Genomic DNA, 15,248 nt, shown 5'->3' with positions numbered 1-15,248 from the left:
GATGGTGCCTCAGCCGCGCGCCAGCGCATGCACGCGCTCGCCGTCAGCATCGATCAGCTCGACCTCCAGCGGCATCTTGCCCAGCGCGTGCGTGGCGCAGGAGAGGCAGGGGTCGAAGGCGCGGATCGCGACTTCGATGTGGTTGAGCAGGCCCTCGGTGATCTCCCGCCCGTGCAGGTAGCGGCGGGCGACATGGCGGATCGCCTCGTTCATCGCCTGATTGTTGTTGGTGGTCGATACGATCAGGTTGGCCATCGTCACCAAGTCGTTTTCATCGACCCGGTAATGGTGGAACAAGGTGCCGCGCGGCGCCTCGATCACGCCGACCCCCTCAAAAGCCCGCGGGCCTTCGACCAGCAGGTGATCGCCCAGCAAATCGTCGTCGTGCAGCAAGTCCTTGATCGTTTCGGCGGCGTGCAGCATCTCGATCATCCGCGTCCAGTGATAGGCCAGCGGCGCATGTAGCGGCGAGCCGCCGGCGTAATCGACGAATTCCTTGCGCTCGCGTTCGGCAAAGGGGGTCGGAATCTGGTCACAGTTCTGCACCCGCGCCAGCGGCCCGACCTTGTACCAGCCGTGCTCCTTGCCCAAGGCCCGGAAGTACGGGAACTTCATGTAGCTCCACGGCTTCACTTCCTCTTCGATGTAGCGGTCATACTGGCAGTAATCGACGCCGTCGAAAATCGCTTTGCCGTTGTCGTCGCGGGCGCGCAGCGTGCCGTGATAAAAGTCGAGGTCGCCGTTGTGGCCGACCAGCGACATGAAGTTCGAGCGGAAGATGCCGAAGCTGTTGTAGAGGCCGGGGTCCTGCATATGCACCTTCTGGATCAGGTGCACCGCATCGCGCGACCAGGCGACGATCTGGTAGATGTCGCGCAGCAATTCATCGCGCTCGGCCACCGTCAACGCCTTGTTCACCCCGCCCGGCACCGCGCCGGTGCCATGCACCCGCTTGCCCGAAGTGACGCGGATCACCTCCTGGCCGAACTTGCGCAGCAACACCCCGCGCTTGGCAATCTCCGGGTGTTCCTGGGCGACGCCGACGATATTGCGGCGGGTCACCTCGCTGTCGAAACCGAATAGCAGATCAGGTGAACAAAGATGGAAAAAATGCAGCGCGTGCGATTGCAGCATCTGCCCGTAATGCATCAGCCGGCGCAGCTTTTCTGCGGTCGGTGTGAGCTGGCGGGCGCCGACCACCTGGTCGAGCGCCTTGGCCGCCGCCAGGTGATGCGACACCGGGCAGATCCCGCACAGGCGCTGGACCATCACCGGCACCTCCCAGTACGGGCGGCCCTGGATGAATTTCTCGAAGCCGCGAAACTCGACGATGTGCAGGCGCACCTGGTGCACCTTGTTCTGCTCGTCGAGCAGCAAGGTCACCTTGCCATGCCCCTCGACCCGCGACACCGGATCGATCGCCACCCGGCGCAGCGTCTCCGGATGGGCAGCGGTTTCCAGTTGGTAGCTCATGCTCAATCCTTCCTGATCGGCGCCACGCGCCCAATCCTAGTCATAGTGCAGCAGGCCGTGCCCCAGCTCGGGCTCGCGGCCGGCCAGCAGGTCGCTCAGCACCTTCCAGATCGCGTCGCCGGACGGCGGACAACCGGGGATGAAGTAATCGACCTTGACCACTTCATGGATCGGGTGCACCTGGTTGAGCGGCAGCGGCAGTTCCGGGTCGTTCGGGATCAGGCCGTTGGCCAGGCCGGGGCTGGTGTGATAGACCTCTTCGAGGATCACCGGCAGCGGCAGATGGTTGCGCTGCGCCGGCAGGCCGCCGTTGATCGCGCAGGCACCGATGGCAATCAACACCTTGCACTGCTTGCGGAACTCGCGCAGGACGTGCACGTTTTCGGCATTGCACAGCCCGCCCTCGACGATCCCGATATCGCAATCCGGGCTCACGCTCTTGATGTCGGTCAGCGGCGAGCGGTCGAATTCGATGTGTTCGAGCAGCGCGAACAAGCGCTCGTCGATGTCGAGGAAGGACATGTGGCAGCCAAAACAGCCAGCCAGCGAGGTGGTTGCAACCTTGAGTTTGCGCGGTGCGGTGGTGTTCATGCGCCCTCCTCCCGGGCCGAAACAGCCTCGGCCAGTGCGGTTTCAGACAAGGGGGCACGGTCGTACGGTCGCTCGCCGATCGGCACAGCGAAGCCGCGACGCTTTTTCAGGATCACGCCGACCGGGCAAATGTGCGCCGCCTTGTCGTCGACCGTGAAATCGGTGTCGGCCAGCCGGCCGGACTTGGCATTGACGATCAGCTGGGTGCGGATTCCGCGCCCGGACAGCGCGAACACGTTCTTGCCATCGACGTCGCGGCTGGCGCGCACGCACAGCGAGCAAAGGATGCAGCGGTTGAAATCGAGCAGCACCTCCGGGTGCGAGGCGTCGACCGGCCGGTCGGGGAAAAAGTGGTCGTAGTGCGGACTCATCATCCCGAGGTGGTAGGCGGTGGCCTGCAACTGGCAGTGGCCGCTCTTTTCGCACGAGGGGCAGAAATGGTTGCCTTCGACGAACAGCATCTGGGTCAGCGCCCGCCGCTCGGCGTTGAGTTCCTCGGTATTGTTCTCGACCACCATGCCGGCGGCGGCGCGCAAGGTGCACGACGCGGTATGGCGGCCATTGACCTTGACCGTGCACAGCTTGCACGAACCGTGCGGCTTGAACTCCGGGTGGTAGCACAGGTGCGGAATGAAGACGCCGGCCCGCGTCGCCGCCTGGATGATGGTTTCGCCTTCGGTAAAGGGAATACTCAGTCCGTCGAGGGTGAAGGTCTGGCTCATCTCATGCCTCCTGATCGAGGAAGTGCGCGCCGGCATCGTCGCGCCCGGTCATCTGCCGCGCCGCCGCCAGCGCCCGGTCAAGGTCGAAGGCAGGGGCGAACTCCTGCTGCCGCATCCGCCGCTCGTAGGCCGGGCGGAAGCGGGCGATGGTGTCGAGCACCGGGTTGCAGGCGGTATGGCCGAGGCCACAATGGCTCATCGTCTGCAGCAACTGGTTGAGCTTTTCGATTTCGCCGAAATCGTAGGGCGAGCCGCAGCCCTGGTGCAGTTTGTCCATCAGGTTCTTCAACAGCGAGGTACCAACCCGGCACGGAGTGCAGAAGCCACAACTCTCGTGCTGGAAGAAATGTACGTAATTGCGCGCCACCTCGAACATGTCGCGGCTCCGGTCGAAGACGGTGAAGGCGCCGGCAGTAGGAATGTCCTCGAAGCCGATGCAGCGGTCGAACTCGGCATCACCGAGGCAGACCCCGGAGGGACCGCTGACCTGCACCGCCTGCGGATCGGTCGCACCGCAGTCGGCCAGCACCTGACGGATACTGACGCCGAAAGGATATTCGTAGATGCCGGGTCGGGAACAATTGCCGGCCACCGACAGAAGCTTGGTCCCGGCCGAATGACGAGTGCCGATGGCCGCGTACCAGTCACCGCCTTTTAGCGCGATCAGGGCTGCGGCGGCGAAGGTTTCGACGTTATTGACTACCGTCGGCTGGTCGAGATAGCCGTTGGTCACCGGGAAGGGCGGACGGTTGCGCGGCGTGCCGCGCTTGCCTTCGAGCGACTCGATCAGCGCCGACTCTTCGCCACAGACGTAGGCCCCTGCTCCAACATGAATTTCGATCTCGAAATCGGCACCGGGGATCCCCCCGATGTCACTGCCAAGCAGGCCGTCGCGACGGCGGCGTTCAAGCACCGCGTTGAGGTCGTCGAGCAGGTAGCGATATTCGCCGCGCAGGTAGAGAAAGCCGCGCTGGGCGCCGATGGCGTAGGCGGCGACGGTCATCCCCTCGAATACCAGATCGGCGCGTGTGGTCAGCAACACCCGGTCCTTGAAGGTGCCGGGCTCGCCCTCGTCGGCATTGCAGACCACGAAACGCTGCTGCCCAGCCTTGAGCGGCGCGTTGCGACAAGCCTCCCACTTGAGCCCGGTCATGAAGCCGGCGCCGCCGCGCCCACGCAGGTTGGCGCGCTTGATTTCGTCGAGCATCGCCGCCGGGCCGCCGAGTCCAGTCGGCAAGCCTTCGCGCCAGGAGCGCAGGTTGGCGGCGGCGAGGCCGTCGCTGGGTACCCGCGCCTGCGCCGCACGCAAGGCATCGCCAGGAGCAAAGGGGGTGGCGAGCAAGATATCGGCGCGGCGGATGTTGTCCTCGATCACGAAGAACTCCGCCGGCCAGTCGGCCAGCGGCACCTCGTCACGCACCAGTTCGACGATGCGGTCGATGCGTTCCACGGTCAACCGGCCGATGGCACGCAAATTGACCAGCAGGCCCGGCCCTTGATCGCACAAACCGGTGCAGGAAGTGCGGTCGACGCTGACCAGCCCGTCCTCGGAAACCTTGCCCGGCTCGATCCACAGCGCCGAACAGAGGCGTTCGAGCAACGCCGCCGAGCCTTGCATGCGGTCGGTGATGTTGTCGGAGAAGAGCAGCCGGTAGCGACCCACCGGCCGGGTGTGGAAAAAGGAATAGAACCCGGCGACGCCCTCGATCTTGGTGCGCGGCACCGCCAGCACCGTCTGCAACCGGTCAATCGCCGCAGGCTCAATCCAGCCCCGCGCCTCCTGAATTTCGCGCAGAATCTGGACCATGCAACTCGGATCGCCACGGTAATGCGCCACCACCCGGTCGACAACCCCGGCCACCGCTTCGGACTGTCTATCGTTCGCCTGCATCATCATCTCCCCCATGAGTGCCCGCTCGATGCCCACAGGTTAGCAGCCGGACCTGGTGTTTTTTTGCGCCAGATCAAACGACGCCGAGAAAACCCGGCTGACTGCGGCAGAAGCACTCCGCCACGTCATCCCGCTGCAACCTGCTTGTGACACAATCTTGTTGCACTACAGCATCGAAAACCCCTTGCCGCAAGAGCACAACAGGAGTTCAATTGATGCACAGCAGCATTTTGCAAACCAAGCACAGGGAAGAGAACAGCATGAACCTCACCAACCAGGCCCTGCCGCTCGCCGGCAAAAAAGGCATTGTCACCGGCATTGCCAACGACAAGTCGATCGCCTATGCAGTTGCCAAGGCCATCGTCGAACTGGGCGGCGAAATCGCCGTGACCTACCAGAACGACAAGACCGCCAAGTACACCCAGCCGCTGGCCGAAGCCCTCGGTGCCAAGCGCTTCCTGAAGCTCGACGTATCCGAACCGGGCTGCCTGGAAAACGTGATCGCCGAATGCGGCGCCGCCTTCGGCGAAATCGACTTCGCGATCCACTCGATGGCCTTCTGCAACGCCGACGACCTGCACGGCCGCGTCATCGACGCCACCGAAGCCGGTTTCGACGCCGCGATGAACGTCTCCTGCCACAGCTTCCTGCGCATGGCCAAGGCGCTGGAGCCCTTGATGGCGCACGGCGGCTCGCTGATCACCATGTCCTATCTGGGCGCCGAGCGCGTGGTCCGCAACTACGGCGTGATGGGCATCATCAAGGCGGCGCTCGAATCGGCTGTCCGCTACATGGCCTACGACCTCGGCCCCAAGGGCATCCGCGTCTTCGCCGTGTCGCCCGGCCCGATCATGACCCGCGCCGCCTCCGGGATCGCCAACTTCAACAACCTGCTCGAATCCGACGCGCAGAAGGCGCCGCTCGGCCGCACCGTGACCATCGAGGAAGTCGGCGCGCTGACTGCTTTCCTGTGCACCCCGGGTTCGTCAGGGATGACCGGGCAGACCATCTACGTCGACGCCGGCGCCCATATCGTCGCCTGATCCCGTCCCAGGCCCGACGCCGGCTGGCGCTGGTATCGGGCTTGGGCGCACAATAGGGAGTCCGGATGGCGCCTGCCGGTGTCATCCGCCTTCATTTCCAGCTCGTGGAGTCGCCCATGGACAGCAACGCCACACCGATCATTGCCGATCCGGTTCCGGACCACCCCCTGCTCAAGGGGCGCCGTGAAATCGGGCGCGGCGAAAGCACCATCGTCGTCGAAGCCGATACCGTCGACGGCCAGGAACGTGTTTTCAAGATCCTCTCGTCACCGACCGACTACGCCTATTACACCGCCCCCGACCGCCCGACCGGCCGCCATTTCCCGGTGGTTTTTGCCGATCACGGCACAGTCGGCAAGTCGAGCCGTGGTTTCCCCTTCCACATCGTCGAGGTTGAACGGCTCTATCCACTGCCCGGCCAGGGCGACGCGGTCGAACTGGCAACCAAGATTTCCACCTCGTACTTTGATGCCTGCATGGCCTGGCGCAATTTTGCCCACGACATGGGCCGCATCGCGCTGCACCACCTGGCAGTGACGCCGATGGGATGGAGCGATGCCCTGCAGGAGTCGCTGAAGGCACTGGAGGAATTCTCTGCCGAATACGACGCGCTGCCCGACCTGATCAAGGCCGATAACCTGATGATGCGCAAGGACGGCACCCTGGTTTTTTCCGATCCGGTATTCATGGAATGAAAAACCGGCATTTTTTCCGTCGACCGTGACATGACCATCAACCACGTCTTTTACACCTCGCGCAAGCTCGCCGAATCGCTGGCCGGCAACCCGTACATGGCGGTGATTTCGATCACCGATCCAACCACGCCGGAAGCCCGGCTCGATCCGCTATTCCGGCATGTCCTGCGCCTCTCCTTCTTCGACGCAGTGCCGGCCGACGAATTCATGCCGGCGCTGCCCGGACTGTTCGACCAGATGATGGCGCGCCGGATTCGCGATTTCGTCGACGAAATCCATCGCGCTCCGTTTGCCATGTCGGTAATGGTGCATTGCGAGTACGGGGTCAGCCGCTCAGCCGCCGTCGCACTGTTTGTCGAAGCCTTCAGCGGCGCACCGCTGGAGGCGCGGGAGTTCACCTACGAGGCCAATCCCTGGGTGATTGAAAGGCTGCAAGCCCTCTGCCCTGACCTCGACATCGACATTCCGGCGGCCACCGCCGCCCACGAACGACGCGTCGCAACCCGCGCCTGAATCCGTTCATTGCAGGGAGAAAGCACATGCACAGCAACAACGGCGAACAACGCCATGTGGTCAACAAGACCTTCAACGAAATTCACGTCGGCGAAAGTGCTTCGCTGACCAAGACGCTGATGCCCGAGGACGTCAAGCTGTTCGCCGTCCTCACCGGCGAGATCAACCCCGGTGTCGCCAACCCCGAGTACTCGCACAGCGGCCTGTTCCGCGAGGTGATGGCGCACGGGATGTGGAGCGGTTCGCTGATTTCGACCATCCTCGGCACCCAGTTTCCCGGCCCGGGCACCATCCTGATCGACCAGTCGCTGCACTTTGCCCGCCCGGTCAGCATCGGCGACACAGTGACCATCACCGTCACCGCCAAGCAGAAATTCGCGCACAACCAGCATGTCCTGTTCGACTGCGTATGCACCAACCAGGAAGGCCTGCAGGTCGTGCGCGGTAGCGTCGAAGTACTCGCCCCGAGCGAAAAGGTCAGCCACCTGCAGGAAGTGTATCTGCCGGAAATCCACATTGACGACAAGCACGAGCGTTACACCCACCTGTTGCAACGGGTCAAGGGCCTGGAGCCGATCCCGACCGCCGTCGCCCACCCGTGCGACAAGGAGTCGCTCAAAGGCCCGGTGCAGGCTTTTCAGGCCGGGATCATCGAACCCATCCTGGTCGGCCCGGAAAACAAGATTCGCGCGGTGGCCGAGGAATTCGGCATCGACCTGCACGGCATCCGCATCGTGCATGCCGCGCACAGTCACGATGCCGCTGCGCTGGCGGTTTCACTGGTCCGGACCGGCGATGCCGAAGCGCTGATGAAAGGCAGTCTGCATACCGACGAACTGATGGGCGAAGTGGTCAGCCGGGCCGCCGGCCTGCGTACCTCGCGCCGGATCAGCCACGTCTTCCTGATGGACGTGCCAACCTATCACCGGCCGCTGCTGATCACCGATGCGGCGATCAACATCGCACCGACGCTGGAAGAAAAGGTGCACATCATCCAGAACGCGATCGACCTCGCCCACGTGATCGGCATCGCCGAACCCAAGGTAGCCATCCTTTCGGCCGTCGAGACAGTCAATCCCAAGATCCAGTCCACGCTCGATGCCGCCGCCCTGTGCAAAATGGCCGACCGTGGCCAGATCAAGGGCGGCCTGCTCGACGGTCCGCTGGCCTTCGACAACGCAGTCTCGATCGTCGCCGCCAAAACCAAGGGAATCAAGTCGGCGGTCGCCGGCCACGCCGAAATCCTGGTCGTCCCCGACCTCGAATCCGGCAACATGGTTGCCAAGCAACTTGAATATCTCGCCAACGCGCTGACGGCCGGCATCGTCCTCGGCGCCAAGGTACCCATCGTCCTGACCAGCCGCGCCGACACCGCCGAAACGCGGACTGCCTCGTGCGTGATCGCCGCGCTGGTCGCCCACGCCAATCGCAACAAGGGAGCACAGTAACTCATGGCTCGTGGAATTCTCACCATCAACGCCGGTTCGTCGTCGATCAAGTTTTCGCTCTACGAACACGACGGCCAGCTGGCCGCCACACCGGCCCTCTCCGGTCAGATCGACGGTATCGGCGCCGCCGCCAGGCTGGTCGCCAAGGACCGCAGCGGCAAGCACGAAATCGCCCTGCCGCTGAGCGGCGAGCAGGAAGCGCAACACGCCGCCTCGCTCGACTTCCTGCTCAAGTGGATCGGCGAACACCTCAGCGGCGTCGAGATCGCTGCCGTTGGCCACCGCGTGGTGCATGGCGGCGAACTGTTTTCGGCCCCGATGGCGGTCGACCGTGAAAAACTCGCGCAACTCGAACAATTCATCAACCTGGCGCCGCTGCACCAGCCGCACAACCTCAACGGGATCAAGGCCATCGCCCGAACCCTGCCGCAACTGCCACAGGTCGCCTGCTTTGATACCGCCTTCCACCGCAGCAATCCGCCGGTCGCCCAGGCCTTCGCGATTCCCCGCGCACTGTCGGCCGAAGGCGTCAAGCGCTACGGTTTCCACGGCCTCTCCTACGAGTACATCGCCCGCGTCCTGCCCGAACACAGCGAGCGCGCCGACGGCCGGGTGATCGTCTGCCACCTCGGCAACGGCTCGTCGGCCTGCGCCATGATCGGACGCAAGAGCATCGCCTCGACCATGGGCTTCACCGCCATCGACGGGCTGATGATGGGCACCCGCACCGGCGCCATCGACCCCGGCGTGCTGCTCTACCTGATCGACAACAAGGGGATGGGCTCCAAGGAGCTGACCCGGCTGCTCTACAAGGAATCCGGCCTGCTCGGCGTCTCCGGGATCAGCCAGGACATGCGCACCCTGCTCGCCGCCGCCCAGCCGGAAGCCGAGGAAGCGATTGCGCTCTACTGCTACCGCATCGTCCGTGAAATCGGTTCGCTCGCCGCAGCCATCGGCGGCCTCGACGCGCTGGTGTTCACCGGCGGCATCGGCGAACACGCCGCCGAAGTCCGCCGCCGGGTCTGCGAACAATCGGCCTGGCTCGGGCTGGCCCTCAACGAGCAGGCGAATACCGATGACCAGACCCGCATTGCCGCCACCGATAGCCGGGTCGATGTCCTGGTGATCCCGACCAACGAAGAATGGATGATCGCGCAGCATGCCTGCGCCGTCCTGGCGCTGTAAGCCCTCCGCGCACCTTCCGGCCCCGGTCGCAGAAGTGGCCGGGGCCTTGTTTTTTCTGGCCTTCCTCGAAGACAAGGGCATCTTGGAGAGGCAAGGCACAACCCACTGTATCTAGTCAACGGATTGCCACTCACCACTAGATATAGTAGATTCCTTCCTCAGACACACCAAAATACCCTCTAACAAAAAATCTCCCAAGGAGCAAGCGATGGCCCCTTTAGCTGAACAACTTTCCCTGACCGAAATCCCGGCACCGCCGGAGTTCGCGCCTTTGCCCGAACAGGAAATTTCGGCCGAAGTCCTGATCGAAAAATACGCCAAAGGCAAGGAAACGAACGTCCACGACGTGCGCAAGCGGGTGGCCTGGGCGCTCGCTCAGGTCGAGCAGGAAAAGGACCGCGCCCACTGGGAAGCAAAATTCCTGTGGGCCCAGGAAAACGGTTTCATCCCGGCCGGCCGGATCAACTCTGCCGCCGGAACCGATCTCCAGGCGACGCTGATCAATTGTTTCGTCCAGCCAGTCGGCGACTCGATCGTCGAAACCGTCGATGGCCGCCCCGGCATCTACACCGCGCTGGCCCAGGCCGCAGAAACCATGCGCCGCGGTGGCGGCGTCGGCTACGACTTCTCGTCGATCCGGCCGCAGGGCGCGCTGGTCAAGGGCACGCAATCGCGCGCCTCCGGCCCGGTTTCCTACATGCGCGTTTTCGACCGCTCCTGCGAAACCGTCGAATCCGCCGGTGCCCGTCGCGGCGCCCAGATGGGCGTGCTGCGCTGCGACCACCCGGACATCGAGGAATTCATCCATGCCAAGGACCACGGCGACCTGACCAACTTCAACATTTCCATCGGCGTCACCGATGCCTTCATGGAAGCGGTTGATCAGGACGGCGACGTCGAATTGCTGCATCGCAGCGAACCCAACACCGACATGCGTTCTGCCGGCGCCTATCAGCGCGAGGATGGCCTGTGGGTCTACCGCAAGCTGCGCGCCCGCGACCTGTGGGACCAGGTCATGAAGTCCACCTACGATCACGCCGAGCCGGGGATTCTCTTCCTCGACCGGATGAACAAGGACAACAACCTCAACTACTGCGAACTGATCGAAGCCACCAATCCCTGCGCCGAACAGCCCCTGCCGCCTTACGGCTGCTGCTGCCTGGGTTCGCTTAACCTCACGCTGTACGTCCGCGATGCCTTCTCGGACAAGGCCAGCTTCGACTTCGAAGGCTTTGCCGAAGCCGTCCGCGTCTCGATCCGGATGCTCGACAACGTCCTCGACGCGACTCACTGGCCGCTCGAACGCCAGGCAGAAGAAGCCGCCAACAAGCGTCGCGTCGGCCTCGGCTTTACCGGCCTGGGCGACACCCTGGCCATGCTCCGCCTGCGCTACGACAAGCCGGAAGCGCGCGCCCTGGCCAGCCGCATCAGCGAATTCATGCGCGACACCGCCTACCTCGCCTCGGTCGAACTGGCCAAGGAACGCGGCGCCTTCCCGCTGTTCAACGCCGAACTGTATCTGTCGGGCGGCAACTTCGCCTCCCGTCTGCCCAACGAGGTCAAGAACGAAATCCGCAAGCACGGCCTGCGCAACTCACACCTTTTGTCGATTGCCCCGACCGGCACCATTTCGCTGGCCTTCGCCGACAACGCCTCGAACGGGATCGAACCCCCCTTCTCCTGGACCTACAACCGCAAAAAAAGGATGCCGGACGGCACGCTCAAGGAATACGCGGTCGAGGACTACGCCTGGCGCCTGTACAAGCACCAGGGTGGCGATGTCGCCAAGTTGCCTGACTACTTCGTCACTGCCCTCGAAATCTCGGCCAAGGCCCACGCCGACATGGTCGCCGCCGTCGCACCGTACATCGACACCTCGATTTCGAAGACGGTGAACGTGCCTGCCGACTATCCCTACGAGGATTTCCAGGACCTCTACATGCAAGCCTGGAAGGCCGGCCTCAAAGGCCTGGCCACCTATCGCCCGAACAGCGTGCTCGGCTCCGTCCTCTCGGTCGAACCGGCCAAGACCGAACCAGCACCTGCTGCCGCCGATGCCAAATCGCCGCAGGATTTCATCTCCGACGCCAACCGCCGTCTTGAAATCAAGCACCTGCCAGCGCCAGTGCTGGCCAGCCTGCGCTGGCCTGGCCGCCCGAACCTGCCGGAAGGCAATCTGTGCTGGACCTACATGCTGGATTCGGCGATCGGCAAGTTCGCGCTCTTCGTCGGCCATGTCGAACCTGAAGGCCGTGCCTGGCCGTTCGAAGTGTGGACCAACGGCCCGGCCGAACCGCGCGGCCTCGGCGCCGTCGCCAAGACGCTGTCGATGGACATGCGCGCCAACGACCACGGCTGGCTGGAAATGAAGCTCGAAGCCCTGGCCAAAACGCCCGGCGATGCGGTCGATATCGCCATGCCCCCGCACGGCGAGAAGAAGCGCCAGCCGTCGGTAGTCTCGGCGATGGCCCAGATCATCCGCTGGCGTTGCGAACAGCTCGGCGCCTTCAAGCACGAAGGCCCGACGCCAGTGAAGGATGCGCTGTTCAGCGCCAAGGAGCCGAAGACCGGTACCGACGGCACGCTGTCCTGGACAGTCGATGTCAGCAATCCCTCGACCGGCGAAGACTTCGTCCTCGGCCTCAAGGAAATCACCCTGCCCGACGGCGTTACCCGTCCCTACTCGATGTGGCTGGCCGGTAACTACCCGCGTGCCCTCGACGGCCTGTGCAAGCTGCTGTCGCTCGACATGCGCGTGCTCGACCCGGCCTGGATCGGCATGAAGCTGCGCAAATTGCTCGACTACTCCGAGCCGCTCGGCGATTTCATGGCCTTCGTTCCCGGCTCACGCAAACAGCAGACCTATCCGTCCACCGTCGCCTACATCGCCCACCTGATCATTCATCGCTACGCGATGCTCGGCATCCTCGACGAAGCCGGCTTCCCGCTGCAGCAGATGGGCATCCTCGAAGCCCCGGAAGACACCACCAGCAACAAGGTGCTGCCGACCCAGGGCAAGCTGTGTAGCGAGTGCGGCAACCACACCGTGATCCGCAAGGACGGCTGCGACTTCTGTACCGCCTGCGGCGCGGTCGGTACCTGCGGCTAAACGCAAGGCAGACAACGGCAGGCCACCGAAGGCCCCGGGATCGAATGCCGATCCCGGGGCCTTCGTTTTTCCCTCGCCCGTGCTCAAGCCATGGGCAAGCCAGATGGCCGAACTGAACCAAAAGATCGGGGCATCACCTAAGTGATACCATTACCCGACACTGACATTGGGGATCGCCGAGGGGGAAGTCACATGAGCATCGCACAACGCCTGCTGCTGCTGATTCTGGTCGCAGTTCTTTCGCTGGTCGTACTGGTCGGTAGCACCCTGTACAAGCTGGTCGCCATCCACGACGGGATCGTGGAAACCGACACCAACAGTATCCCCAGCATCATCATCCTCGGCGACGCACAAACCGCCTACTTGCGTGCCCGCCCTCCGTTGCTGAGTCACATGCTGGAAAGCGACCCGGAGAAAAAAGCTGCCTTTGAAAAACGTTTTGACGAGCGCATTGCGCAAGCCGAAAAATCCCTCGCCGACTACGAAAAACTGGTTGTCGACGCCAAAGACCGGGAAATGCTGGAAAACAGCAAACGCCTGCTGCAGGACTACAAGCAAGCCAGCCGGGATATTTTCAAGGCCTCGCGCGATGGTCATATTGAGGAAGCTACCCGACTGCTGGCGGCCAAGCGCGCAACCATCGACGGACTGGCCAAATCACTGAGCGACCACGGCAAATACAACCAGGAACTGGCCACCCAGCACGCCAGGACCGCCGAGGAAGACTACCGCAAGACCCGCAGTTTCATCATCGGCGTTGCCCTGGCCACCACCGTCCTGCTGATTGCGATCGGCTACTTCGTCTATCGCCAGGTCAGCCATGCGCTGCAACAAATGATTGCTGCCTTTACCCGGATCGAGCGCGACCTGGACTTCACGACCCGGATTCCGACCAACGGCAAAGATGAGATTTCAACTGCCAGCCGCGCTTTCAATCAGTTGCTGGAGCGGTTGCAGAGCAGTTTCCGCCAGATTTCAGAGCGGGCGGCCGCAGTCAATTCCGCAGCCAACCGGGTGTCGACCGCCGCCCACGAAATGTCCATCGCCTCCAGCCAGCAAAGCGACTCGGCGGCCAGCATGGCCGCCTCGATCGAAGAACTGACGGTGAGCATCAACCATGTGGCCGACCGCGCCGACGAAACCGCCAAGCTGACCCGCAGCGCCGGTCAATTGGCCCGCGACGGGGAAGGCATCATTGGCAACACGGTCGGCGCCATCAACAGCATTGCCCAGAGCGTAGGCAATGCTTCGCAGCAAATCAGCGATCTCGAAACGCAGAGCGAAAAAATCAGCAGCGTGGTCCAGGTGATCCGCGAAATTGCTGACCAGACCAATCTGCTCGCGCTCAACGCCGCCATCGAAGCGGCCCGCGCCGGCGAGCAGGGGCGCGGATTCGCCGTGGTTGCCGACGAAGTGCGCAAACTCGCCGAGCGCACCGGGCTGTCGACCCAGGAAATCGCCAGCACCATTCAGGAGATGCTGAATAGCGCGCAGGCTGCGGTGCACAGCATGCAGACGGTAGAAGGCAGTGTCGACGCCGGCGTCGGCCATGCCGAGCGCGCCAGCAGCGCGATGCAGGAAATCGGCAGCGGCTCGACCCGCACCGTTGGCATGGTCAGCGACATTTCGGACTCGATCCGCGAACAGAGCGAAGCCAGCACGACCATCGCCCAGCAGGTCGAAAGTATTGCCCAGATGACCGAGGAAAACAGCGCGGCAGCCGAATCGACCTCAGACACGGCCGGCGAACTTGCCCGCCTGGCCGAGGAAATGCAGGCAATCATCGGGGAGTACCGGGTCTAGTGTCATGTTTGCTTAGAGAAAACATCATCCGGATGCGGGATAATCGCGGTTCTGATCCCACCTTTATTCCGCACCGTCATGCTCAAGCCCCGACTGCTTTCCGGCCTCTCTTTCGCCCTTGGCCTCGTCAGCCTGCTCCCGTCGCTATCAGGTTGCGCCACCGCCGTGGTTGCCACCGGCGGGGTTGGCGCGCTGGCGCTGCATGACCGGCGCAGTTTTGGCACCCTGACCGACGATGAAAGCACCGAGTGGAAGGCAGCCGCCCGTCTGCCGGAAAAATACCGCGACAGCGCTCACCTCAATTTCACGTCCTACAACCGCAAGCTGCTGATCACCGGCGAAGTGCCGAACGAACAGGCGCGCCAGGAAATCCAGGCCAGCCTGCGGGGAATCGAAGGTATCCGCCAGATTCACGACGAAAGCGCGGTCATGCCGCCCTCGTCGCTGGCTGCCCGCAGCCGGGACTCGCTGACCGACGCCAAGGTCAAGGCGCGGCTGATCGAGGACAAGCAACTCTCGGCCAACCATATCAAGGTCGTCACCGAGCGCGGCACGACCTACCTGATGGGCCTGGTCGGCGAGCGCGAAAGTAAGATCGCGATTGAAATCGCCCGCACCACCGATGGCGTGCGCCGCGTCGTCAGCCTGTTCGAAATCCTCAGTGACGCCGAATTGCGCCGCCACGCGCCGCCGCCCGCAAGCCCCCCGGCACCGGTCGAAAGCCGCTGAAGCGCGGCTTTTCGGCCGAATTCACGGTCGACCGTGAAAATTGCGT

General features: G+C 63.4%; 12 protein-coding genes. 8 read left to right on the top strand and 4 right to left on the bottom strand.

The window, feature by feature from the left end; all coding sequences use genetic code 11:
• Nucleotides 1-9: 9 nt before the first annotated feature.
• Genes VX159_RS06520 through VX159_RS06505 form a run of 4 tightly spaced genes read right to left on the bottom strand, consistent with a single transcriptional unit; the run spans nucleotide 10 to nucleotide 4,683 of the window.
• Entirely contained in the window at nucleotides 10-1,473 is a 1,464-nt protein-coding gene (locus tag VX159_RS06520; RefSeq protein ID WP_371325162.1) for a Ni/Fe hydrogenase subunit alpha, read from the bottom strand.
• 36 nt (nucleotides 1,474-1,509) lie between these two features.
• Complete coding sequence (locus VX159_RS06515) at nucleotides 1,510-2,064, bottom strand: NADP oxidoreductase (protein WP_371325161.1); 555 nt, start codon at nucleotides 2,062-2,064, stop codon at nucleotides 1,510-1,512.
• The gene (locus VX159_RS06510; RefSeq protein ID WP_371325160.1) at nucleotides 2,061-2,786 is read right to left on the bottom strand and encodes a 2Fe-2S iron-sulfur cluster-binding protein; all 726 of its coding nucleotides are present in this window, start codon (nucleotides 2,784-2,786) and stop codon (nucleotides 2,061-2,063) included. Before VX159_RS06510 ends, VX159_RS06515 begins: the two co-directional genes overlap by 4 nt.
• 1 nt (nucleotide 2,787) lies before the next feature.
• Nucleotides 2,788-4,683, bottom strand: coding sequence for an NAD(P)H-dependent oxidoreductase subunit E (locus tag VX159_RS06505; RefSeq protein WP_371325499.1), 1,896 nt, complete (start codon nucleotides 4,681-4,683; stop codon nucleotides 2,788-2,790).
• A 254-nt stretch (nucleotides 4,684-4,937) separates the two neighbouring features.
• On the opposite strand from VX159_RS06505, the gene fabI reads away from it, so the two are divergent.
• The 8 genes from fabI (at nucleotide 4,938) to VX159_RS06465 (ending at nucleotide 15,202) form a co-directional block, all read left to right on the top strand.
• A complete protein-coding gene (fabI, locus tag VX159_RS06500; protein WP_371325159.1) occupies nucleotides 4,938-5,720 on the top strand; it encodes an enoyl-ACP reductase FabI in 783 nt (260 codons plus the stop codon).
• 116 nt (nucleotides 5,721-5,836) lie between these two features.
• Entirely contained in the window at nucleotides 5,837-6,415 is a 579-nt protein-coding gene (locus tag VX159_RS06495) for a hypothetical protein (protein WP_371325158.1), read from the top strand.
• Nucleotides 6,416-6,445: 30 nt separating this feature from the next.
• Nucleotides 6,446-6,928: a hypothetical protein gene (locus VX159_RS06490; RefSeq protein WP_371325157.1), complete on the top strand. Its 483-nt coding sequence runs from the start codon at nucleotides 6,446-6,448 to the stop codon at nucleotides 6,926-6,928.
• A 26-nt stretch (nucleotides 6,929-6,954) separates the two neighbouring features.
• Nucleotides 6,955-8,376, top strand: a complete 1,422-nt coding sequence (locus VX159_RS06485) for a bifunctional enoyl-CoA hydratase/phosphate acetyltransferase (protein ID WP_371325156.1) — start codon at nucleotides 6,955-6,957, stop codon at nucleotides 8,374-8,376.
• Between the two features lie 3 nt (nucleotides 8,377-8,379).
• Nucleotides 8,380-9,561: an acetate/propionate family kinase gene (locus tag VX159_RS06480; protein WP_371325155.1), complete on the top strand. Its 1,182-nt coding sequence runs from the start codon at nucleotides 8,380-8,382 to the stop codon at nucleotides 9,559-9,561.
• A gap of 208 nt (nucleotides 9,562-9,769) precedes the next feature.
• On the top strand, nucleotides 9,770-12,670 hold the full coding sequence (locus tag VX159_RS06475) for an adenosylcobalamin-dependent ribonucleoside-diphosphate reductase (protein WP_371325154.1): 2,901 nt from the start codon (nucleotides 9,770-9,772) through the stop codon (nucleotides 12,668-12,670).
• 192 nt (nucleotides 12,671-12,862) lie between these two features.
• Complete coding sequence (locus VX159_RS06470) at nucleotides 12,863-14,473, top strand: methyl-accepting chemotaxis protein (RefSeq protein ID WP_371325153.1); 1,611 nt, start codon at nucleotides 12,863-12,865, stop codon at nucleotides 14,471-14,473.
• A gap of 78 nt (nucleotides 14,474-14,551) precedes the next feature.
• A complete protein-coding gene (locus tag VX159_RS06465) occupies nucleotides 14,552-15,202 on the top strand; it encodes a BON domain-containing protein (protein ID WP_371325152.1) in 651 nt (216 codons plus the stop codon).
• The last annotated feature ends 46 nt before the right edge of the window (nucleotides 15,203-15,248 follow it).

The organism is Dechloromonas sp. ZY10, assembly GCF_041378895.1.
In the GTDB taxonomy this organism is placed as follows: domain Bacteria; phylum Pseudomonadota; class Gammaproteobacteria; order Burkholderiales; family Rhodocyclaceae; genus Azonexus; species Azonexus aquae.
The sequence above is the reverse complement of the archived record's forward strand: the minus strand, read 5'-3'. Positions and strand labels throughout refer to the sequence as shown.

Excerpts from the sequence above, each read along its gene's own strand:
- VX159_RS06480 (WP_371325155.1), top strand. The coding sequence starts at position 8,380 with ATGGCTCGTGGAATTCTCACCATCAACGCCGGTTCGTCGTCGATCAAG.
- VX159_RS06490 (WP_371325157.1), top strand. The coding sequence starts at position 6,446 with ATGACCATCAACCACGTCTTTTACACCTCGCGCAAGCTCGCCGAATCG.
- VX159_RS06505 (WP_371325499.1), bottom strand. The coding sequence starts at position 4,683 with ATGATGATGCAGGCGAACGATAGACAGTCCGAAGCGGTGGCCGGGGTT.
- VX159_RS06475 (WP_371325154.1), top strand. The coding sequence starts at position 9,770 with ATGGCCCCTTTAGCTGAACAACTTTCCCTGACCGAAATCCCGGCACCG.
- VX159_RS06470 (WP_371325153.1), top strand. The coding sequence starts at position 12,863 with ATGAGCATCGCACAACGCCTGCTGCTGCTGATTCTGGTCGCAGTTCTT.
- VX159_RS06520 (WP_371325162.1), bottom strand. The coding sequence starts at position 1,473 with ATGAGCTACCAACTGGAAACCGCTGCCCATCCGGAGACGCTGCGCCGG.
- VX159_RS06510 (WP_371325160.1), bottom strand. The coding sequence starts at position 2,786 with ATGAGCCAGACCTTCACCCTCGACGGACTGAGTATTCCCTTTACCGAA.
- VX159_RS06515 (WP_371325161.1), bottom strand. The coding sequence starts at position 2,064 with ATGAACACCACCGCACCGCGCAAACTCAAGGTTGCAACCACCTCGCTG.
- VX159_RS06485 (WP_371325156.1), top strand. The coding sequence starts at position 6,955 with ATGCACAGCAACAACGGCGAACAACGCCATGTGGTCAACAAGACCTTC.
- VX159_RS06465 (WP_371325152.1), top strand. The coding sequence starts at position 14,552 with ATGCTCAAGCCCCGACTGCTTTCCGGCCTCTCTTTCGCCCTTGGCCTC.
- VX159_RS06495 (WP_371325158.1), top strand. The coding sequence starts at position 5,837 with ATGGACAGCAACGCCACACCGATCATTGCCGATCCGGTTCCGGACCAC.
- fabI (WP_371325159.1), top strand. The coding sequence starts at position 4,938 with ATGAACCTCACCAACCAGGCCCTGCCGCTCGCCGGCAAAAAAGGCATT.